This is a genomic window from Acinetobacter sp. M5A5_2a (assembly GCF_053345265.1).
The window spans coordinates 103,226-125,121 of sequence record NZ_JBKEZV010000006.1; the positions used below are offsets into that span (position 1 = coordinate 103,226).

23 protein-coding genes are annotated in these 21,896 nt (G+C 41.0%); all 23 read right to left on the reverse strand.

What is annotated here, in order from left to right:
* Positions 1 to 3 precede the first annotated feature (3 nt).
* The 23 genes from ACLBWE_RS09255 to pilW all read right to left on the reverse strand — a co-directional run bounded on the left by ACLBWE_RS09255 (position 4) and on the right by pilW (position 21,884).
* Positions 4 to 429, reverse strand: coding sequence for an ApeP family dehydratase (locus ACLBWE_RS09255; protein WP_000762336.1), 426 nt, complete (start codon positions 427 to 429; stop codon positions 4 to 6).
* Positions 429 to 1,631 carry a beta-ketoacyl-[acyl-carrier-protein] synthase family protein gene (locus tag ACLBWE_RS09260; protein WP_447602485.1) on the reverse strand — a complete coding sequence of 401 codons (1,203 nt, stop codon included), beginning with the start codon at positions 1,629 to 1,631 and terminating at the stop codon, positions 429 to 431. The genes ACLBWE_RS09255 and ACLBWE_RS09260 overlap by 1 nt, the downstream gene beginning before the upstream one ends.
* On the reverse strand, positions 1,628 to 2,173 hold the full coding sequence (locus ACLBWE_RS09265) for a DUF3261 domain-containing protein (protein WP_045435025.1): 546 nt from the start codon (positions 2,171 to 2,173) through the stop codon (positions 1,628 to 1,630). Before ACLBWE_RS09265 ends, ACLBWE_RS09260 begins: the two co-directional genes overlap by 4 nt.
* 2 nt (positions 2,174 to 2,175) lie before the next feature.
* Complete coding sequence (locus ACLBWE_RS09270) at positions 2,176 to 3,471, reverse strand: NAD(P)/FAD-dependent oxidoreductase (RefSeq protein WP_447602487.1); 1,296 nt, start codon at positions 3,469 to 3,471, stop codon at positions 2,176 to 2,178.
* A gap of 29 nt (positions 3,472 to 3,500) precedes the next feature.
* Entirely contained in the window at positions 3,501 to 5,816 is a 2,316-nt protein-coding gene (locus ACLBWE_RS09275) for an MMPL family transporter (RefSeq protein WP_447602489.1), read from the reverse strand.
* A complete protein-coding gene (locus tag ACLBWE_RS09280; RefSeq protein ID WP_447602719.1) occupies positions 5,791 to 6,420 on the reverse strand; it encodes a LolA family protein in 630 nt (209 codons plus the stop codon). The genes ACLBWE_RS09275 and ACLBWE_RS09280 overlap by 26 nt, the downstream gene beginning before the upstream one ends.
* Complete coding sequence (locus ACLBWE_RS09285) at positions 6,420 to 6,848, reverse strand: acyl-CoA thioesterase (protein WP_447602491.1); 429 nt, start codon at positions 6,846 to 6,848, stop codon at positions 6,420 to 6,422. The genes ACLBWE_RS09280 and ACLBWE_RS09285 overlap by 1 nt, the downstream gene beginning before the upstream one ends.
* Positions 6,849 to 6,857: 9 nt before the next feature.
* A complete protein-coding gene (locus tag ACLBWE_RS09290) occupies positions 6,858 to 8,393 on the reverse strand; it encodes an HAL/PAL/TAL family ammonia-lyase (protein WP_447602493.1) in 1,536 nt (511 codons plus the stop codon).
* Between the two features lies 1 nt (position 8,394).
* Positions 8,395 to 9,321 carry an LpxL/LpxP family acyltransferase gene (locus ACLBWE_RS09295; protein WP_447602495.1) on the reverse strand — a complete coding sequence of 309 codons (927 nt, stop codon included), beginning with the start codon at positions 9,319 to 9,321 and terminating at the stop codon, positions 8,395 to 8,397.
* 2 nt (positions 9,322 to 9,323) lie between these two features.
* Positions 9,324 to 10,064 (reverse strand): glycosyltransferase family 2 protein, encoded by a 741-nt coding sequence (locus ACLBWE_RS09300; protein ID WP_447602497.1) that lies wholly within the window; start codon positions 10,062 to 10,064, stop codon positions 9,324 to 9,326.
* 2 nt (positions 10,065 to 10,066) lie between these two features.
* The gene (locus ACLBWE_RS09305) at positions 10,067 to 11,725 is read right to left on the reverse strand and encodes an AMP-binding protein (RefSeq protein ID WP_447602499.1); all 1,659 of its coding nucleotides are present in this window, start codon (positions 11,723 to 11,725) and stop codon (positions 10,067 to 10,069) included.
* 9 nt (positions 11,726 to 11,734) lie between these two features.
* Positions 11,735 to 12,289, reverse strand: a complete 555-nt coding sequence (locus ACLBWE_RS09310; RefSeq protein WP_127493167.1) for a COG4648 family protein — start codon at positions 12,287 to 12,289, stop codon at positions 11,735 to 11,737.
* The gene (locus ACLBWE_RS09315; RefSeq protein ID WP_080592314.1) at positions 12,286 to 12,540 is read right to left on the reverse strand and encodes an acyl carrier protein; all 255 of its coding nucleotides are present in this window, start codon (positions 12,538 to 12,540) and stop codon (positions 12,286 to 12,288) included. Before ACLBWE_RS09315 ends, ACLBWE_RS09310 begins: the two co-directional genes overlap by 4 nt.
* A 5-nt stretch (positions 12,541 to 12,545) precedes the next feature.
* On the reverse strand, positions 12,546 to 12,806 hold the full coding sequence (locus ACLBWE_RS09320) for a phosphopantetheine-binding protein (RefSeq protein WP_000067033.1): 261 nt from the start codon (positions 12,804 to 12,806) through the stop codon (positions 12,546 to 12,548).
* A gap of 1 nt (position 12,807) precedes the next feature.
* Positions 12,808 to 13,611: a lysophospholipid acyltransferase family protein gene (locus ACLBWE_RS09325; RefSeq protein ID WP_209831544.1), complete on the reverse strand. Its 804-nt coding sequence runs from the start codon at positions 13,609 to 13,611 to the stop codon at positions 12,808 to 12,810.
* A complete protein-coding gene (locus ACLBWE_RS09330; protein ID WP_447602504.1) occupies positions 13,596 to 14,210 on the reverse strand; it encodes a beta-ketoacyl synthase chain length factor in 615 nt (204 codons plus the stop codon). The genes ACLBWE_RS09325 and ACLBWE_RS09330 overlap by 16 nt, the downstream gene beginning before the upstream one ends.
* Positions 14,211 to 14,406: 196 nt before the next feature.
* Positions 14,407 to 15,816, reverse strand: coding sequence for a ribosome biogenesis GTPase Der (gene der, locus ACLBWE_RS09335; protein WP_005036930.1), 1,410 nt, complete (start codon positions 15,814 to 15,816; stop codon positions 14,407 to 14,409).
* Positions 15,817 to 16,003: 187 nt separating this feature from the next.
* Positions 16,004 to 17,149 carry an outer membrane protein assembly factor BamB gene (bamB, locus tag ACLBWE_RS09340; RefSeq protein ID WP_419296434.1) on the reverse strand — a complete coding sequence of 382 codons (1,146 nt, stop codon included), beginning with the start codon at positions 17,147 to 17,149 and terminating at the stop codon, positions 16,004 to 16,006.
* The gene (locus ACLBWE_RS09345; protein WP_004641116.1) at positions 17,149 to 17,847 is read right to left on the reverse strand and encodes a YfgM family protein; all 699 of its coding nucleotides are present in this window, start codon (positions 17,845 to 17,847) and stop codon (positions 17,149 to 17,151) included. The genes bamB and ACLBWE_RS09345 overlap by 1 nt, the downstream gene beginning before the upstream one ends.
* 28 nt (positions 17,848 to 17,875) lie before the next feature.
* The gene (gene hisS, locus ACLBWE_RS09350; protein ID WP_447602507.1) at positions 17,876 to 19,168 is read right to left on the reverse strand and encodes a histidine--tRNA ligase; all 1,293 of its coding nucleotides are present in this window, start codon (positions 19,166 to 19,168) and stop codon (positions 17,876 to 17,878) included.
* Complete coding sequence (gene ispG, locus ACLBWE_RS09355) at positions 19,165 to 20,280, reverse strand: flavodoxin-dependent (E)-4-hydroxy-3-methylbut-2-enyl-diphosphate synthase (RefSeq protein ID WP_004641112.1); 1,116 nt, start codon at positions 20,278 to 20,280, stop codon at positions 19,165 to 19,167. Before ispG ends, hisS begins: the two co-directional genes overlap by 4 nt.
* Before the next feature lie 21 nt (positions 20,281 to 20,301).
* Positions 20,302 to 21,093 carry a helix-turn-helix domain-containing protein gene (locus ACLBWE_RS09360; RefSeq protein WP_004641111.1) on the reverse strand — a complete coding sequence of 264 codons (792 nt, stop codon included), beginning with the start codon at positions 21,091 to 21,093 and terminating at the stop codon, positions 20,302 to 20,304.
* Positions 21,084 to 21,884, reverse strand: coding sequence for a type IV pilus biogenesis/stability protein PilW (pilW, locus tag ACLBWE_RS09365; RefSeq protein WP_003654874.1), 801 nt, complete (start codon positions 21,882 to 21,884; stop codon positions 21,084 to 21,086). The genes ACLBWE_RS09360 and pilW overlap by 10 nt, the downstream gene beginning before the upstream one ends.
* Positions 21,885 to 21,896 lie beyond the last annotated feature (12 nt).

The window sequence follows — 21,896 nt, forward strand, 5'->3', positions numbered from 1 at the left end:
TGGTTATTCAAATGGTGTTTCTGTTGGCTCAAATACACTTAACGTTGCCTGAATGCAGTGTTCAGCATATTGGATTTCACAGGAAAATTGCCCAAGTCCTTCATGAAAATATTGTTGTTCTATTTGAATGATCAATCGTGAACCTAAAGCGAAATAAGGGATCGGTAAATTTAATTTACGTGTTCCCAATAAAAAACCGACTTTTGGCGCTTGTTTTGATTGCTGACCTTGCCAGCCTGAATAAGCACTAATCGTTTGTGCCATAATTTCAATACTTGCCCATGTCGGCAAACCTTCTGCTTCACAGAACATGAGCTCAGGTGTAATCGTGAGTTCTGCTTGTGCCCGCCCTTCTGCAACATCAGTTAAATGGTCAATAAAAACCATAGGCTGCTCATGAGGAATATATTGAATTGCATCAAGTTTCATCAGGGCTTCACTCCAAAAACAAGACTAATATTACTTCCTCCAAAAGCAAAAGAATTACTCATCACATAGCGGATGGGCTGTTTTAGTTCGGCATCTTGCACATAGTTTTGGTCAGCCAAATCTGGATCAATCTCAATATTTTGATGCACTGGCAACCAACTTTGATCTTTTAGAATCTGTTCACAAATAAAAGCTTCTATAGCGCCAGCTGCACCGAGGCAATGTCCGGTTTTGTGTTTGGTGCTACTTAAAGCAACCTGATAATCACCAAAAACTTGTCGTACGGCCTTAATTTCCATTGCGTCATTTTGTGGAGTTGCTGTGCCATGCAAGTTGATATAACCAACCTCTTGAGCTGAAATATGAGCCATATCTAGTGCACGTTGCATGGCTAAAGCTGCACCTTTGCCTTCAGGATGTGGAGCCGAAATATGCCATGCATCCATCGATTCACCAGCACCCATTAACATTACAGGAGCCGAGGCTTTACTTAATACAAAAAACGCAGCAGCTTCACCAATATTAATGCCATCGCGGCTCACACCGCAGGGTTGGCAAGTCTGTTCAGATAAACTTTCTAGGCTATTAAATCCATTGAGTGTCAACTGACATAAAGTATCGACGCCACCCACCAGTACAACATCGGCTAAATCTGCATGAAGTAAACGCTGACCCGCGGCTAATGCTTTAGCGCTTGAAGAGCAAGCGGTTGAAATAGTATATGCAGGCCCTTCCCATCCTAAGTACTGCTGCAATGCTTTTGCTAAACAGCCCATTTCCTGAGGATAGTGAGATATTGAAAGTTCGGTTTTCCCTTGAAAATATTGCTTAAGTAATATTTCATTATCTGCAATACCAGAAGTAGATGTACCTACCACAATTGCCAAACGTTTATTTTCAAAGGATGCCGTATAGTCTCTTAACGCTGCTTCGATTTCAGATAATGCAGTTAATGCAAAACGTAGATTACGTGAATCTACAGACTGTAAGGTGTCTGGTACATTCGAGCATAATGGATGTGTATATTGCCCCACCCAAACATTACGATCAGCAATTAAATCATCCCGCAAACTTAAGGTTTGCTGTGGCTGTTGTAATGCCTGTTTGATTTGATTAAGTTCGCAACCTAATGCAGATAAACCGACACTTAATTGTATGCCTACTGCCATTGTGGCTGCATTTTCTGAAGGTAATTGTTTCATGGTGTAGGACTTTCTTCTGTCTGCAACGTATTTTCAATTGAACTCAGCGTCATGGTATAAGGGACTTGTTCATTAATCAATTCAATGCTTCCTTGTCCCTGTTTAAGCTGCAACACAGGCTGCTTTTCAATATAAACAACTTGCATGCCAGTTTGTTGTTTCATCTCTACAGCTTGCTGCCCTAAATGTGAAAATTGAGGGTATGTCGCAAACAAAAGGTCACGTACCACAAACTCAAAAGGCAATAAACGCATTTGATCAATACGTTGTTCAACATGAACCCGATGTCCATCAAACTGTAACTTAAATAATTGTTGACCTGTCAGGCTCAAAGCCACCATATCCAGTACAGCACCCTTTTGCTGTTGGTATAACAAGAAGCTAAAACTTTGCTGCTTCCACTGAACTTCAACCTGATCTTGTCGTTGATAAGCTTGCGCCTGCCACAGTGGACTTTGCAGCCCTTTGGCATGAGGCATGACCTGACAACCATTTAAAAATAAAAAGCTACTGAGTAATATCGTTGCCCATTTGCGTTGCATGATTAGCCCTCAAGTGCCTGTTCTTGTGCCAAGCCCTCACGACAATATTCTGCCAAAGTAGTAAGTCTACGTTTGGCATTTTTATGGATTGGATTTTTTTCATCCCACGCATAACCAGCCAGTAATGAAGAAATCATACGGCGAATGCCTTCATTCTGATTTTGTGAGAACACTACATCTTGAAACTCGCCTTCATACCATGACTCAACATAGGCACGAAACACCTGAATACCACGGCGTAATGGTTTTTCATATTCTTGCAACCAGTCTACCTGCTCACCTTGCAAGACACACTCAACCAAAGGTACAGCCAAGCTGGAAGATTTTAAAGCGATCGTCACACCTGATGAAAAGACGGGATCGAGAAACTCACCGGCATTACCTAATAGTGCATAGTTGTTGCCTGCCAAGTGTTTTACATTCGCTGAGTAGCCTACCAAGGTGCGTACTGGCGTATCAAATTTTGCACGGCGCAATACATGTGACAAGCTTGGCTCATCGGCCAAAATACGCTTAAGCATTGCTTCAGGTTCATTATCTTCAGCATTTTCGACTGTGTATTTGTCAAAAAAATCTTGTTCTGCAACCACACCAAAAGAAGCACGTCCATCTGCAAATGGGATCAGCCAATACCATGCGCGATGATCTTTTTCGTGCACAGTAATTAAAATTTTATTGCGGTCAAACTCAGGGTCGTCTGTAATTCCATCTTCAATATGGGTAAACAGCGCACGACGTACCGGAAAATTTGATGGGCTCTCTAAATCTAAAAGCTTTGGTAAAATCCGCCCAAAACCACTCGCATCTAACAAAAACTTGGTTTGAATTTGATAACGCTGTTGTTCTTCATCTAATACAGTAAGTAAAGGTTGCTCAGATACGACATCAACATCTAAGACCTCATGTCCGAAGCGTATGTCTGCGCCATAAACTTGAGCCTGCTTTGCAAGCAAATTATCAAAATCTGCACGGCGAACTTGCCAAGTAGTTCCCGGCCCATCCGTAAATTTTTCTGTAAAGTCATAAAAGCTACGTTGTTTACCGCGTAAAAAAGCCGCGCCATTTTTAAATTGAAAAGCGTATTGATCAACATGCTCACGGACCGTTTCTAATAAACCAGCCTCTTCTAAGAACGCCATAGATTGCGGTAACAATGACTCACCAATCGAAAAACGCGGGAAATGCTGTTTTTCAATGACCGTAACGGTATAACCCTTTTTTCGAAGAAGTGCCGCAGCAGAACTACCTGATGGTCCAGCCCCAATAATTACGACGTCAATTTTTTCTATAGTGCTCATAGCACAACTTCCTTTTTAATTTATTCAAATTATGAATGGTCTTGTAAATTCACGATATGTTTTTCATCTGCGGGGGTTAACAAAGTCGCATAGATAAACGAGAAAATAACCCCGAATAAAACCGTTAAGCCAAAACAATGAATTGCGTAAGTATGGCTAAATGAAAGTAATCCAAAGCCAAGTAAGGTGGACATCATACATAAAAATAACGCCATTCCAACCACTTGCGGGTGATCATATCCATGTCGGTAAAAAATTGCATAGTCGACTCCAATCCCGATAATCAGGAAAGTCGCCATAATACTAAACAGATTAATCTCGACACCTAACCATGCCTGAACAGCAAAAGTGCTCAGTAATGCCAAGCTTACTGGCAGAACCAAAGGCACAATCGAACTTAGACCATAAATAAGCGCTAAACCAACCGCCAGACCAATTAAGGCATAAATCAGAAGATGCTGAGCCTGCACTCGATGTTCAGCAAACATTTCCGACATTGCAGTAATCGGTTGCTGGAAATGTATGTGATCATTCTGAAGCTGCTTCAACACTTCAGGTTGTTTCACCCCTGTCACCATCACTAATCGTTCATTGGCTTGAGGCTGTAAAAAAGCTAAAGGATGATCTTTAAATACCGAAAAATCTAATAGTGGTTGTGTTGCCAGTTGCTGTTGCCACTGTAAAACATCTGTGACATTTAGCCCCATGCTTTGGGCATATTGCTGCAAAGTCTCTTTTGGAATATTTCTTAATAGTTGTACATTCTTTTGCTGCTCTGCCAATGGTGGAACCCATTGACCCAGAGCTTGAAATGCACTGATTTTTCCTTTTGCTTGCAACTGTTGTAATTGCCCAATCAGTTGTTGCTCTTGTTGCTGCATTTCATTTGCAGAGGCTGCTCGTACTACAAAATAATCACTGCTTTGTTGCTGGCCAAATTGTTCACGAACCGCTTGGTCCTGCTGCTTTAAGCTGGCGTCCATACCTTGTAAGTTACGAATATCATCGTTACTTTTGAGATAGAAAAGACTCACCGTACCCACTGCTAAAATGGCTGCAATCAAGCCATAACGTATCTTGGCTCGCTGTTGAAACCATAACCGTGCTTGCCCAATCCAAGACAATGCTCGTATGGCGGGCTGGGCATTGAGTGCAGGTAGTCTTGGCAATAAAAGCACACTACTAATCCAAGCCGCAGTTAAGCCAACAATTGAAAAGACTGCAATCTGCTTGAACCCTGGAAATGGGGTAAAACTCAAGAAAATGTAAGCAACCAATGTAGTCATTAAGCCCATAAACAAGCTTGGCAATAGTGGTTTTAAAATTTGAAAACCGCCAAGCTGTCTATGCTGTGATTGCATCGCCATAAAATAAAATGAAAAATCGACACAAACACCAATGAGACTCGCGCCGAATACTAATGTCATCAGGTGAATTTCACCAAACACCCAATGTGTGACCGCAAATGCCACAAAGCTTCCGGTCGAAACAGCAATAAATTCGGTTGCCAAAGGTCTCAGTGAGCGAAAGCCAAACCAAACCAGAAAAATTAAGCCCAGTGTCGAACCGACACCAATGGTTGAAATTTCCTGTTTAGCTGATTGCGTCCCAAAATTTGAAAATAAAATAGTTCCAGTCCAATGGGAATTTAATTCCATTGCAGCTAACTTTTGCTTAGTTTGCTCAATCCAGTTCGATACTTGTTCTTGATAATCAATATTGTATGGGCTTTGCGTTAACTGTAATACGAAAAGCCGAGAGATACCTTGCTCATGGTGAATGGTCGCAAAGCCCTGCTCCATTTCAATATCTTGTTGTGATGGATTCACTAACTGCATGGCATAACGAGGGAATAATAATAGCGGGTCTTGCTTAAGTGACTCAGCAGTGACAGGCATGCCTGGACTCATCATCTGCATCAGACTTTGTTCCGTCAGTGCCTCGTAATCCTGCTTTTGCAATAATGCTTGATCTTGCGCACTCAACAAACCTGCTCGGTGTTGATACAACTGCTTTGCAAACTGATCAAAATCAAGTTGTGGCTTGAGTGGCTGCCACAACTTGCTTTGCTTGGCCTGCGCTGTTAAAAAACTGGTAGCCTGTTGTATCTCAGCTTCATCCTTAGCATCTATAACAACAAATACTTTATTGTTAAGTTGCTCATTCATGTACTGCTGAGTACGTGCAAGTTCTGGGTCTTGCTGAACTTTGGGCAATAACGCAAAAATATTAGTTTGAATATGAATATCTTTATTCAGCCACGTCACGCCAAGCCCCACAGCAATCAGTAGCAGAGCAATTAACCAAAGCGCGGTGAACTTATTTTGCCAGTTGGAAAAGCGCATGCTCAGCAGCCGTTAGAGTCGTCGGTTGAGAAGTCTGGTGACTAAAACGAATGGTAGTCAAATTATTGGCTTTTTCGGTAATCACAATTTGGTTGACGTACTGTTGCCCTTGCGCATCAACACGCACAAACAGCTTTTTAAACAGACTACTTTTCGGAGTTAAGCTCATGCTCCAACCCGCTGGACTATAGTTCGCACTCACTACATTAAAATTCTTTGCCAAAGCCTGTTCATTACCAGACATGAGCTGTAAGAATAAAGTCGCGACCGAACTATATGGCGATTGATCCACCTGAATTTGGCTAAATGTACGCTGAGTTTTCTGTACCAATTTGGTTGGGGTAACGATCAAATCTGCTTGCACAGGTCGTTTGATTTGCCATGCAACACCATAAGATTTTGAAAACAACAAAGAGCCGTTCGATACAAAAGTTTTATTCAACGATGGCAGTTTTTTTTGCTGTTCGAAATCAGCACGAACTGTAGGAGACTGTGACAATTGCTGAAAAATTTGAGTAATCTGTGCCGGTGCTGCATAGACAGCGCTTAAACTACCCATCCAAAAAGCAGTACCTAAACCTAAAGTTTTGATGAATTTAGTCATCATATATTCCTCTTCGGTTGAAACTCAGACCACGCATTCAAACGATCAAACAAAACTTGAGGCGACTGGAAACACATTTCACGAGCTTCAATATTCACCGCCACTTGAGTGGTATAACCTTTAGTTAAACGTTTCCCAGACTCAGCATCAAAAATTAGATAATCAATTTTTAAGCGGTTTTCCCATTCTTTTAAAATGGCGCGAACTCGAATCTTTTGTTCAAACTCAATACCGTATGCATAGCGAACATGGCTTTCAATCACAGGCCATGCATAGCCTGATTCTTTCATCTGCATATAGTTGTAATGAAATTGATCGAGCAATTTACAGCGCGCAATCTCAAAGTATTTTAAATAGTGTCCATGCCAAACCACATTCATGGTATCGACATCATGAAATGGAATTTCAATGATTACATCTGCATGCATTGGCTCACCTTATCCCATAAATTCTGGTTGATTAAACAATTCAAGTTGGTCTAAACGATCAACAATCTGTTGTAATTCGGTTTGTAATGGTCGGTCTTCTTCGACAAATGCAAAGCTTTGTAAGGTCCATTGCATAAATGCCTGCAATGTTGGGCTTAACTGTGCTGTTAAATCTTTTAAATGAATCGCCTGCACACTAGCGCAACAGAGGGCTGCAACCACTTGTTGGGTTAAGGTGATCACACGGCTCGCATCACGTGCAGCAATGGTTCCCATACTGACTTTGTCTTGATTATGACATTCGGTTGAGCGTGAAAAAATCGACGCTGCCAAAGTGTTTTTTAAGGCTTCAGCAGTCCACGCCGACACCCCGATTTGCACAGCTTTAAAACCATGATTCAGTGGTAAACGTTCAGCCGTTGCTCCTGTTAAATTACGTGGCAAACCATGATTCATTTTATGATCGACCAATTGTGCAATCTGTCTATCCATCAAGTCAGCAATATTGGCAATCATAATTTTTAAGCTATCCATTGCTTGTGCAATGTGCCCACCGTAAAAATGCCCGCCATGCAACACACGCATGCCTACAGGATCAATCAATGGATTGTCATTACTTGAATTCAGTTCATTTTCAATAAACTGACGTAACCATACTTTTGAGTCTTCAAACACACCAATAATATGCGGTGCACAGCGCAACGAATAACGATCTTGCAAACGTGGGCTTTGATGTGCTGTTTGTACTTCACTGTTAAGCCAGTCACGCAATTGTTTGGCAATCTGTTGCTGTCCCGGATGAGGTTTTTGTGCAAACAGTACTTCATCGAAATGACTAGGATTACCTTCTAAAGCCAATACATTTAGAGCGGTAATTAGAGTACTTGCGAGTGCAATCTGCTCTGCTTTTTTATAGTTTAAACAAGCAATTGCCGTCATCACGGCAGTGCCGTTCATAAGCGCCAAACCTTCTTTAGGTCTGAGCGTTAATGGTTGCAAGCCTTTTTCAGCATACACCTGAGCAACAGGGGTAATTTGTCCATCAATATAGACATCACGCTCCCCGATTAACGTTCCAGCAATGTAAGACAACGGCGTTAAATCACCGCTTGCCCCCACCGAACCTTCAGATGGGATGACTGGAATCACATTTTCATTGAGTAGCCAAACCAATCGTTCAAGCAATGCCAAAGATACACCTGAATAACCACGAGCCAACGAACATAAACGCGTCACCACTACTGCACGTGCAGTGATTACATCTAGGTTTTCACCTAAACCACAACCATGAAAACGTGAAAGATGTAGCGGTAACTCATTGACCTGATGTAATGGCACTTCAACCAAACACGAGTCACCATAACCCGTGGTCACACCGTAAATGACACCTTCTTCTTCAAGTAGCTGATCGAGAAAATCAGCACCTTTTTGAATTAGGTCACGCCATGAAGATGACTCAGGTAAAGCAACCAGACATTCGCCTCTTGCGACCGAAACGACATCTTCAATACTCAGTGGCTGTTCACCTACGGTTAACACACGCATGTTATTTCGTCCAAAAATTATAAAAATTAAACCATTGATAAGGGGCACGCAGACAATGCTGTTCTAATACAGCAACATAAGTTTTGGTCAAGGTTTGCATACTTTCAATACGGTTAGCGCGGGGTAAATTTACCTGCTCGGCAATTGAATGAATATGAACTTGGAACTGTTGTTGCACACGGTAGCAAAACACTGCAATAACAGGTACTTTCAGTAAATTTGCCAAGATCCATGCACCTTGTGGAAAGGCTGCTGATTCCCCTAAAAAGTCAACATGCTGTACACGATCTGACTGCACAGGTACACGATCCGCAGCAACAATCACCCACTCACCCTGTTGCATTTTGTCTTGTAAAATCATAGCAGTTTCAATACCCAACTCATCGACGGGCAATAAGCAAACATCGGCCTTATCATTTAGCTTTTTCAAAAACTCATTAAACTTGGTCGCGTGCTTTTGATATACCAGCACGTTAATTTTCTGGGGATGCTCTGACTTAATTGCCCGAAGCAATTCAATATTGCCAAAATGGGAAACCACAATCAGCGCCCCTTTTTGGTAGTGCCGAGAAAAGTTTTCATGCCCAAAAACTTCTAGATTTTGCTCTGAGATATGACCTAGCCAGCCCTCGATCTTATCTAAAATACATTCACCAAATTGCATAAAATGCGCATAGCTATTTACCCAAGTTGGTTCGTGGGTAAAGGGAGACTGTGTTCCAGCAAAATGATGCAGTTTTTGTAAATAAATTAAGGAAGCTTGTCTTGCTGTGGCAGCAAATAACCAGTACCACATAATGACGAAGTACATCACTAACTTGCATAACCAACGTCCACCAAAACGGTAAAACCACAACATAAGCATGAGGGGCACCATGCCTCCTCGCTCTTTAATGTCATTCCATTTTGGTGAAGCTGAATCTGTCATAATTAACCTTGCAGCTTTTGCTTTAACAGCTTCGGTAGGCGAATCAGCATGCCCATGAACAAAGTTGCATGCGCTTTACTCAGGCCTAAATTATCTCGCCAAGCATGAAAATGGGAGATACCTTGTTCTGGATAAACAACAGGTGTCGGCACATTAATAAATTGGGTATTTTCCCATTTTAAACGCACCAAAATTTCGCTATCAAAGCCCATACGTGGCTGAAACTTAGCGCTGTTCAAAACTTTAATGGTGCTCTCGAGTGGATACACGCGAAACCCACACATACTGTCTTTAATTTCAAAAGACAAACTATTAAGCCACACCCAAAAATGAGTAATGTAACGACCATACAACCGTTTTTTAGGAATAGATTCATCAAAGTACGGCTGACCAATCACCATAGCTTTGGGGTGTTGCTGGGACTGCTCAATAAATTTAGGAATGTCATCCCAGTGGTGTTGCCCATCTGAATCAAGTTGTAAGGCATGGCTTAAACCCAACTCATGTGCAGCACGCAATCCTGTAATCACAGCTTGCCCTTTGCCCTTATTTCCTTCATGTTCAATTAAATGAATTTGGGAATATTGATCGGCCAATGCCCGTAAAATCTGGCTACAAGCATCATTACTTCCATCATTTACCAATACAATCGGCAAATGAAAACGGTCTAGATAGGCAATCAAGTTATCTAAATAATGGGGATGGTTATAAACTGGGATAACAAAGCCATAGTTGGTCTGCATTTTTAACCCTCTACTTCCGTTTGCAAAGCGAATAATAAACGCCCAGAAGCCAAAATCTGTTCTGAATCGCGTAGCTCAAAACTCACTTTATGCTCTTTTCGAGAAAGCTTAAGTTGTACAATTGCATAAGGACGGATCAGATTTTGAAATTTTAGCTGTTCATAACCCTGACACCAATTTAAGTCCGACCAAATTGATTTAGCAAAATGTTGTAAAAAACCTATTTGTCCGACCCCAGGATAAATAGGTTGTGTTGGGAAATGCCCTTTAAAACACGCTAACTCTGGTGGAAACTCAAGGCTCAAAATATAGTCATCTGAACTTTGAGACTGCGACAAAACCACAGGTTGTAACATAGGCTTAAATAGAGTCTGCAAATAGCTTTTATTGAGTTTAGACTGCGAGTTTTGCGGTAGTTGACTTAAGAAGCGCCATTGACGTGGAATCGCTATAGTTTCCAAGTTGTCTTTCAACTGTTGTTTTAAATGACCAACAAAAGCCGACTTACCTAGTTGCTGTAACTGTTCCCGTGCATCTTCTTTTAAAACAACAATACATCCCAATATTTGACGATGCTCATGTTCAAGTACCAGTACATGACATTGCTGTACTGCATCTAAAGCTTGAATGCTTTGCTCGATCGCATCTAGGCTCAGGCGCTTTTCTTCAAGTTTAATAATTCGATCTGTACGCCCCATCAACTTAAAGGTCTGACACGTTGCATCTGTCCATGCTGCACCATCACCTGTGGTAATCCAATCATCCTCAAAGGCATGATTACTCTTGACCATAAGCTGTTGCTCTTCAATACGAATAGCTACATTGCTAAAAGCACTCCAAGCATCCTCATCTTGAGCACGATGGGCAATACCACCTGTTTCAGAACTTCCCAAAACTTCAATAATCGGACGATTTAATAAAGGACGAACACCACTTTCCAGTTTGCCACCCGAACTAAAGACCATCTGGCATTCTTGTAAAATGACATCTGTGGTCCAGCGTTTTAATAATGCCGGACTTGAAATCAAATAATTGCTTAATCCCAATTTTTCTAATTGTTTTTGAGCCTGTACTACATCTTCAGGAAATGCCATTTGAGGGGAATAAAAACTTCGACCCGCTGCTAGTGGTAGCAATAATTTAAACAGTAGCCCATAAATATGTTGATGACTGACCGTTGCGATCGCAATTGCATGCTCATCGAAAGTAAAGCTCTGGCTTAATCCTTGAACTTCGTTGAGTAATTGTCTGAGTGTTCTTGGGATTTTTTTAGGCTCTCCCGTTGAACCTGATGTATAAAAATAGAGTTGCGCCTGCTCTAGAAAAGCATCATCTAAGGTTAAAGATAAAGGAACAACTTTTTCAACATCTTGACGCTTTAAAAAATAAATCTGCTGCGCTGCGAAATCTTGTTCTAATTCGCGTACTCGATTTGGTGGTAAAAGTACCTGTTTTTCTGCTAACAAAGCGGCAAATAATAAAACCAGAAATTCATAGCTGTCTGCTTCCCATAATGCCCAAGTTAAATTTTCCATTTGAGCAATTGCAGCAGCTTGCAAAGCAACATCCTGCCAAAATTGAGTAAAACTGGTCGAATGTAGAGCACCATCTATACAAAGTGGATGAGCTGAATCGATGAATTTTTGAAAATGACAGTGCATAGTTTTTAATTAATGATTTGAAGAATGTAAACGCTGATGTCGCTTACGCAAAATAAATTCACCAACGAACAAAATGCCCATTAGTACATACGAAATAAAGCCATTATAAATGACCCAAACCTGAGTCGATGTAAAAAGTACGGTACTTAAAGCAATCAATGCATTACAGAAAAAGAAAATGCACCATACCTTAGTCACCTGTCTGGTCCACTGCACACCAGAAGGAGGTAAATCAGGTTCAACGAGTCGAGCAAAGCGTTCAATCATAGACGGCGGTTTGATGAGTGTCAGTGCAAAAATAACCAATGCACCCAAACTCATGCCAACCGGATATAACTTTAACCAAGCATGATTATGTGACAGCAAGCTAAGACTGCCACAAACAATGGCAAAACCAGTTAAAGGCCATAATAATGAGTTGCCTTTACTAAAAAGTCTGACCACACCTAATCCGATGAGTAACACACTCACCCAAACAAATTGACCGTGCGTCAAACTCCACCCCACAATAAAGGGATACAACACAAAAAGTGCTGTAATCATCCCTTTAATCACGAGCTTCATTCAGCAGTCATATTCCGAATAACCGTCACAACATCCAGTACGGTTCGCACATTTTTAAAATCTTCAGGTTTTACTTGCTTACCCGTTAATTCTTTAATTTTTACAACTAAATCAACTGCATCAATACTGTCTACATCAAGATCTGAATATAAGTTTGAATCGAGTTGAACAGACTCCGGTTCAATTTCAAACAAATCTTCCATCCATTCGCGGAGTTTAGTTAATACTTGCTCTTGAGATAACATCATCACACTCCTTATGACTTCTGCTGTGCTTCAACTAAAGCAACTAAACTTTGGATTGATTTAAAATGCTGTTTGGTTTCATCCGACTCCGCATTTAAATGAATGTTGTAACGCTTTTTCAAAGCCAGTCCCAACTCCAGTGCATCAATCGAGTCTAATCCTAAACCTTCTCCAAATAATGGAGCTTCTGTATCAATATCTGCAATAGTGATATCTTCTAGTGCCAAAACATCAATAATCATTTGCTTTAGTTCATCAGCAAGATTGCTCATTTCAAGATAACTCTTCATCAAAAATTTTATAAAAACTACGACTTAACTGACGAACTTGTTTAGGTCCTACTGTTAAATCATCTAACAAATCTGAAACTTGTACAGCATCGAGTACTTTGACTTCGATATGAAATGGTCGAGATGGTACGTGGTACCATTTTTCATTCTTGGTTAATGTCGATGGTGTACAGGTAATAATTACTGGGCGAATTGGTACATTTGCACGAATGGCAATGTTGGCTGCACCGCGCTGAAATTCGTTTAAGGTCATCCCTTTTTCAGTACGCGTTCCTTCCGGAAAAATTAAAAGAGAAGCCGCATTATTTTCTTTCAGACGCGTCACACAGTCTTCAACAAATTGCTGAGATCCTGCGTTCAAAATATAACCCGCACTTTGTACAGGTCCTTTGGTAAAGGGGTTCGACCAAAGAGACTGCTTCACCACACAATTAGCCTGCTGCATCATACCAATTAGTACTACAACATCAATCAAACTCGGATGATTAGCAATGACTAGTTCTTGGCGACTATTCTGTAGCTTTTCCAAACCTTCAACCGAATAAGTCATGATGCCCAGTTTGACCATCATTTCGGTAAAGCCTTTAAAGCTATACTTAATCACATTCTGCGCACGCTGCTGGCGCTTTTCAGAATCAGAGGTTGTGGCATTCAGCACGGGTGCAATGACGGTGGCAATTGCCATACCACCCAGCCCGAAACTGGCAAAACTAAAACCAGTTGCAGCTACACGCCAACAATAATTACCCTTTTGTTTGAGATTTTTAAGATTTAGCATTTGTTCCACCCAAATGCAGATATTAACTGGTCAGCATCCTGCCAAAAATGAGCAAAAGTAGGGCCCTCTGCTTCATCTGTATGCGTCCACGAAGTAATTTGTAAATTAGGTTGCTCTAGAGTAACGACAGCAGCCATCGCATAGGCAGGGAAATCGACTGCCTCAGCATAAATTTGGGGTAAGGGTTCATCATAGGCAACGACTAATACCTGCTGGATATCTTTCATTGACTTTAAAAGAGCATAGGCCTCAATCAAACTTTCAGTCCATGAACAGCTTAAGCTGGTAGATGGCGTGTCATCCTGGCATAAAATAGAATAAAGCCCAGAAATTGCATTATGAACAGACGTTGAAAATTGTGTAGGTGATGGAGTTTGCTCACTTAAAACGTCTTGTAAGATATTCAACGTTTTAGACTCGTCACCATATCGTGACACCCAAACTATATAATCAGCTTTACTGCCATCTAATGCACCAAGCGCACTATTTAAAGCAAGTTTAGCTAATGGCGATAACCGTCTACGCTGCATAGCTGGAATACAGTCAAGGGCTGTATATGAGGGCTGAGCATGTGTAAATGTAAGCTGAGCAAGATGTAATGTTACCATGCTAAAAGTGAACCCTAAGCAGCATTATTCTGTCGAAATATAAATTATTTTATAAAGATGCTGATTATAGCATTCGTTATGAAATTTACAAAAAATTACGTTTATCATTCACACTTTTTCATAACTCTTGGCACATGCTCATTTATTTGCAATAAAAAACCCAAAGAAGACTTTGGGTTTTTGAACTTTAAAAAGCTTAACGTTTAAACTTTTTCTCAGCTTTTTTGAATTTCTGTACATAACGACGTTTACGTGCCGCAACGCGCTCATCCACTTGTGACTTACGTCCTTCAAATGGGTTTTCCGACGTTTTAAAATCGACACGCACTGGCGTTCCTTCCAGTTTGTAAACTTTGCGGAACACATTCTCAAGGTAACGACGATAATCCGCTGGGGTTTTGTCGACCTTATTACCGTGAATTACGATCGTTGGTGGATTTTGTCCACCCATATGTGCATAACGCATTTTAATACGCTTACCACCAATCATTGGTGGTTGATGCGCTTCAGTCGCATCATTTAAAATTTGGGTTAATTTCGCAGGAGAAACTTTTAAGTGCGATGAATCATAAGCACGATGGATGGTTGGGTACATTTCCCCTACGCCAGTGCCATGCAATGCCGAGATTAAATGGACTTTCGCCCAAGGAATAAAGTCAAAACGGCGATCAACATCCAACTTACACTGCTTACGATCGTATTCGGTCATGTTGTCCCATTTGTTAATGGCGATCACCATGGCACGACCAGCTTCAAGTGCATAACCAATCAAATGTAAATCTTGTTCAACTACGCCTTCACGAGCATCCAACACCACCACAATCACATGTGCATCTTTAATGGCTTGTAGTGTTTTCACGATTGAGAATTTCTCAATCATTTCATCAACTTTACCTTTACGACGCACACCCGCTGTATCAATAAGGGTATATTGACGGCCATCACGTTCAAATGGGATATAAATCGAATCGCGAGTTGTACCAGGTTGGTCAAATGCTACTACACGATCTTCGCCAAGCAATCGATTGACCAAAGTCGATTTACCCACATTTGGACGACCAATAATCGCTAAACGCAAACCTGTTGCTTTGTCATGCTCTTCTGGATTTTCATCTTCAGGTACGTCTACTAAGACATCCTCAAGCATTTGCTGTACACCACGTCCATGGCTTGCAGCAACTTGTAAGGGTTCACCCATACCAAGTTTGTAGAACTCAACCAACGCAGCTTCTGCATGAACACCATCAACTTTATTGGCAACCAAGTAAACTTTTTTACCCAAAGTACGCAGTTCACGGGCAATTTGCTCGTCCGAAGCCAATAAGCCAGCACGCGCATCAACCACAAAAATGATGATATCTGCTTCATTGATCGCTGTTTTTGACTGCTCGGCCATGTAGTTATCAATACCGCCTTCATTTTCACCAATACCGCCAGTATCAACAACAATGAAAGACTTATTCTGATAAGTCGCATCACCATATTTACGGTCACGAGTCAGGCCCGCGAAGTCGGCTACAAGTGCATCACGACTCTTGGTAATCTGGTTAAATAACGTTGATTTTCCGACATTCGGACGACCAATGAGCGCAATAACGGGTTTCATACAATAACCTTAATTCAAGACCAGCCATATCTCATGGCATGAGCATTAAAAACAGTACAGGAGATATATTTTAAGGTCAGAGATGACCATAATAAAAGACGGGGCTTTGAACTGATTTAATTCAAACACCCCGATATTTTTAACAGCGTAATTTGTTAAGCGCTTATTTTAGCACAAGCGAACGAAATTAACGATTCTGCCAAATACTTAAATCACCTTTTCTGGTCGAAACATAAAGTTGGTTCTCGATAACACGTAATGTATTAACTTCACCACTTGTTTTTGAACGACCAATTAATTTACCTGTTGCTGGTTCAACAAGATGCAATACGCCATCTAAATCACCTACAACAAGATCTTGTCCTAGCACAACCGGATTACTTAAATGACGGTTTAACAAACTATCATTTTCCCAGATTTTTTCGCCAGACGCTAAATCGTAAGCTGTTAACTTACCATCTGCTGAAGAGACAAATACTTTGTTGTCATAAACTTCTGGACGTTTAGTACTGCTCGAATCTTCACTCCAAACTACACGTTGAGAAGCAAGATCGGTAACAGTCACTTGACCTTGGAAACTGGTCGTTACCATAAACTGTCCAGCTACAGTAGGATCACCATCGATATCAATTAAACGTTGAATATCAGAACGACCTTCGCTTACTGCAACACGACGTTGGAAACGTGGAATACCACTAATCGTATCAATTGCATAAACATACGCATTCGCAGATGCAATTAATACAGTACGAGGATCAAGGCTCACCGGTGATGCCTGACCACGTAAACTAAATTGTACATTTGGTAATTTATAAGCCCAAACTTGTTGGCCCGAAGTAGCATCATGCGCAAATACTGTACCATCATTAGCAATGGTAATAACGCGTCCAGATTGAACCAATGACGGGCTTAACAATGCGCCAGATAACTGTGCAGTCCACTTCTGTTCGCCTGTTGCTTGATCTAGTGCAAAGAGTTGCCCTTTACTATTACCAACAACAACAATTCCTTCAGCAGCTTCAACACCAGAGCTCAAGCCTAATTTGCTGACTTTCTTCTCCCAAATGCGTTGTTTACCACGATATGCAGCTACTTCGCCTTTTGGATCAAGCGTGAAAACCACACCGTCGCTTGCATCAAGTTGCAAACGTAATGGATCAGCCTTATCAGTAGAAGAAACACTACGCGAAAACACTGGCGTTAAGGTCTTTTTCGACTCGGTCAATTTCGGTAGCGGATTAGGTTTGACTTCTTTTACTTTATTACTCGAACATCCCACCAGTACAGCCGATGCGATTGCAATTGCCAAAGGCAGTTTGAATTTCTGATTCATTAAGACTCTTCCACCTGTGTTTCCAAAATTGGGCGCTCAATCTGTGGATCTTCAACTAAAACGCCAACACTTTCGAGTTTAATTTGTAAAATTTGTCGCTCTTGTTTACGTTCTAGTAACGAATTCCAAGCTGCCTGATACGCTTTTTTAGCAGAATCAACATCTTTCTTAGCAACAAAGATATCACCACGTAACTCTTCTACCGTTGCTTTAAATGCTGGATCGACGTTACCAGACAAGGTTTTTAGTGCTTCATCATATTTGTTTTGCGCCAATTGTGCATCTGCTAAACGCAATTTTACAACCTGAATCAAACCTTCATCTTTTACTTTTGAATTTTCAACTTTCTTTAATGCTTTTTCGGCAGCAGCATAGTCCTGTTTTTCATAGGCTAATTTTGCTAATACAAACTGAGTCTGTATTGCCTGAACAGAGTCGATATCATCTTTTACAATTTTATCTGCCGACGCAGTTACCGAACTTAAGGCATTAGGATTATCGGCACTTGCATTTGCCTCATCCATTAACTGCTGTACTTTTGCAGTTTCTACTTGGCTAGTTGCCAGATTCTTTTTTTGCCAGTATGTCCACCCAAAAAAGGCAATCAACGCAATGAGAATTCCGCTAATCATGGCAGAACCATATTTTTTGGCGAACGACTTTAAGCTGTCGAATTGTTCTTCATCACTTACGCTCATGTGATTGTCCTTTTCCAGATGTTTCAGTTTATTTTGTAAATTTTTGGATTAAAAATGGTACGAGGCCAGCAATTGCGACTTGTGACTGTTCAGCTGTTGCTAGTTCTTTTACTGCAAGCTGCTGTGCATCCCACTCTCGTTCCCCTAAAATCAAAGCAAAGATTGCTCCAGCCTGATCAGCTTTTTTCATCTGGCTTTTCATGCTGCCTTGCGAACCAGTTTTGATTCGAATACTGCTATTTGCAGCTTCTAACTGGTCACGTAATTGTTCAGCTAAAATCAAAGCTTTGGTTTGATAAGCAGGCTCTGCAACCAAGAAGACTTCACAATCACGAATAACTTCGGCCTGTTCAACTTGCTCAAGTAGAAGCAATAAACGCTCCATACCCATCGCAAAACCAACTGCTGGTACAGATTGATCCGGCTTACCCTTTAACTGACCAACTAAACCGTCGTAGCGTCCACCAGCACATACTGTACCTTGTGAACCAAGTGCCGTAGTCGTCCATTCAAAAACAGTCTTGTTGTAATAATCCAGACCACGTACTAACTTCTGATTAATTACAAACTGGATGCCAGCAGCAGTCAAATAATCTTGTAACTGCTTAAAATGATCCAAACTATCTTCTTTTAAGAAATCATGCAATTTCGGTGCATTTTCCAGAATTTTCTGGGTAGATTCAATTTTAGAATCTAAAATACGTAATGGATTTGTTGTTAAGCGACGCTGAGAATCTTCATCTAACGCATCTTTATGCTCGTTTAAAAAAGCAACCAATGCATTGCGGTATTCAGCACGCTCATCAGCCTCACCTAAAGTATTCAACTCAAGTTGAACCTTATCAGCAACACCCATACGTTTCCATAAACGTGCAGTCAACAAAATCAATTCAGCATCAATATCAGGTGTTGCTACGCCAAAAGTTTCCACGCCAAACTGGTGAAACTGACGGTAACGGCCTTTTTGTGGCTTTTCATAGCGGAACATAGGTCCCATATACCACACGCGTGGCGTAGCACCGCGCAACAAATTATGTTCGAGCATCGCGCGAACACAACCTGCCGTACCCTCTGGACGTAAGGTTAACGACTCAGGTGGATTACCTTTGTCAAAAAAGGTATACATTTCTTTTTCAACAATATCGGTTGCATCACCAATAGTACGTTTAAACAATCCCGTTTGTTCAATAATCGGCAAACGAATTTGTTGATAACCATAAGCATCCATTAAAGATGCTAAATATTGCTCGAGACGTCTCCACGCTACTGTTTGCGTTGGCAAGACGTCATTAAAACCTTTGATTGCGACTATTGAACTCATGATGAACTACGAATAATTTCTTTAGATTTAGCTTCTTCAAGCTCTTGGACACGTTGACGAACCATTGTTTCGATTTCATCAACCAATTGATCGGTATCGATTAAATGGCTTTTTTCACCATTACGATAAACCAGTGAGCGAGGCGCCGCCCCGACAACCCCGATATCGGCTTCTTTTGCTTCACCCGGGCCATTTACCTTACAACCAATCACTGACACATCCATTGGAGTACGAATATCTTCTAAACGCTCTTCCAAAGCTTGCATCACTTGAATAACGTTAAATTCTTGGCGAGAACAACTCGGGCAAGCAATAAAGTTAATCCCGTTAGAGCGAAGTCCCAATGATTTTAAGATATCAAAACCAATCTTGATTTCATCTTCTGGTTCGGCAGCAAGCGAAATACGCATCGTATCGCCAATACCTTCCATCAATAATCCGCCAAGGGCAATCGCTGATTTCACAGTACCAGTACGGTAAATACCAGCTTCAGTTACACCAAGATGTAATGGATTATCGATTTGTTTTGAAAGTAAACGATAAGCATCCATTGTTAAAAATACATTAGATGCTTTTACACTGACTTTAAACTCATGGAAATTGAGTCGATCTAAAATATCAATATGGCGTAATGCAGACTCAAGCAGTGCTTCACCTGTAGGCTCGCCATATTTTTTTTGTAAATCTTTTTCTAGAGAACCACCATTGACGCCAATACGCATTGAAATGCCATGATGACGTGCAGCAGCAACGACTTCACGAACTTTCTGGTCGGACCCGATATTCCCCGGATTAATACGCAAACAGTCTGCACCATAATCTGCAACTGCTAAGGCAATTCTATGGTCAAAATGAATATCGGCAACTAATGGTACTGAAACGCGCTTACGAATTGCGCCAAATGCTTCAGCAGCTTCCATAGATGGGACCGAAACACGCATAATATCAGCACCTGCTTCAGCGCAACGTTCAATCTGAGCAACGGTTGCATCAACATCGCAAGTTTCAGTGTTTGTCATACTTTGCACGCTAATAGGTGCATCGCCACCGACATACACCGACCCAACACGGATTTTACGCGTTGGTCGACGTTTAATTGGGTTCTCTATCATTGTATCGCTCAACTCATGGTATTAGCGGGATAAACGGAATTCAGCTTTACCGTTTACCGTATATGGAGACAATGAAATCTGTTCTTGGTTTAAACTTAATGACACAGCAGTTGCATCATCAAGACGAATCTGAAATGGAGACTCACCATTTAAATTTAAAGTTGATGACTGACGACCTGTCGCCAAAACTTTACCTGTTGCATCAACAATATGAACAGAAGTTGGTCGGTTAAAGTTTAGCACCAATTGATCACCCACTGTTGAGGTGGCATTTCCTTTCATAGGTAAAACTTCAACATTAGATTGATTTACTTTAGGTAAATCAGCATCTTCTTTCTTTGAAGTCCATTTTTGAATACCCATAACAATCAATGACACAACAGCAATAACCAAAATTGCAAGCAGTGCGCGCTTTAACCATTTCTTATTACGGTCACTATTAGAACCTGGGAGTTTACCCATGATTTTAATTGGTGAGTTATTTAAGGCATGATTTGGTAAAAGCCCAGTATCATTTGCATAAATCTCATCAAAACGCTGAATAATTGCCGTCGCATCTGTATTTAGATATTTTGCATATGAACGGTAATAACCCTTGATAAAAGTCGCTTCTGGCAATGACTTATAATCATCTTGCTCTAAAGCGGTTAGAGTTTTGACCGGCATGTTTAGATCTGAAGAAACTTGCCCTAACTCTTTATTCTGAGCAACTCGAATTTGACGTAAATACTCACCAGGACGTTGAATATTTCCTAAAGCAGAAGTCGGTAAGCTTGAGCCAGTTGGCTGCTGTGAATTAGGATTTATTTCCATACGGCCTCAGTACTATACTGTAATTGCAAATAACGTTGATATTCTGGACTTTCTGGGAACAAGGCACGTAATTGATTTACTAACACTTGCATTCCCATTTTATCCGCATTGGCTCGAGCCACTCTTACACCAATCCAAAGTGCTCTTGCACCCTGATTTTTCTGCCCCACTGTACGAACATATTGCTCATACATTTGTGTAGCAGCCGGAATCTGCTGCTGCAAATAAAAAATTTCCGCTAACTCTAACATTGAAATATAAGAGTCGCGGTTAGCAAGGAGTGATTGCTTGAATGTTTTTTCAGCATTCGCAACATCACCCAATTTTAAATAAATACGCCCCAGATTTTCTAGCGCCTGATAGCGTTGGTCATACCCTAATGTTGTACCAGCAATACGAAATTGCTCGATCGCATCATTATAGCGTTCCATTTGGTATAAATAAGTACCATAGTTATTATGTGCTTGAGCATTATCTGGTTCAGATGAAATTGCTCGTTTAAAATAATGTTCTGCTTTTTCTAAGTTCGGCTTACTACCTTCTTGCTGTAGTAAAATACCCATCATCATATTTGCCGTTGCATCACGGCTATCTACACTTAAGGCTTGATCAAGAGCTCGCTTTGCCGAATCCAAGTCACCTGAACGGATATGTTCAGCAGCAAGTTGTGTACGCACCTTTACCGCTTTTTCTGGGTCTTTTTTTTGCGTATGCGTTGTCTGGCAACCACTTGCCAAAAGCGCAACTGCAACTCCCATACAAAATACCGTTTTTAACTTTGGAGTACTCAAAGCCTGCCCTCA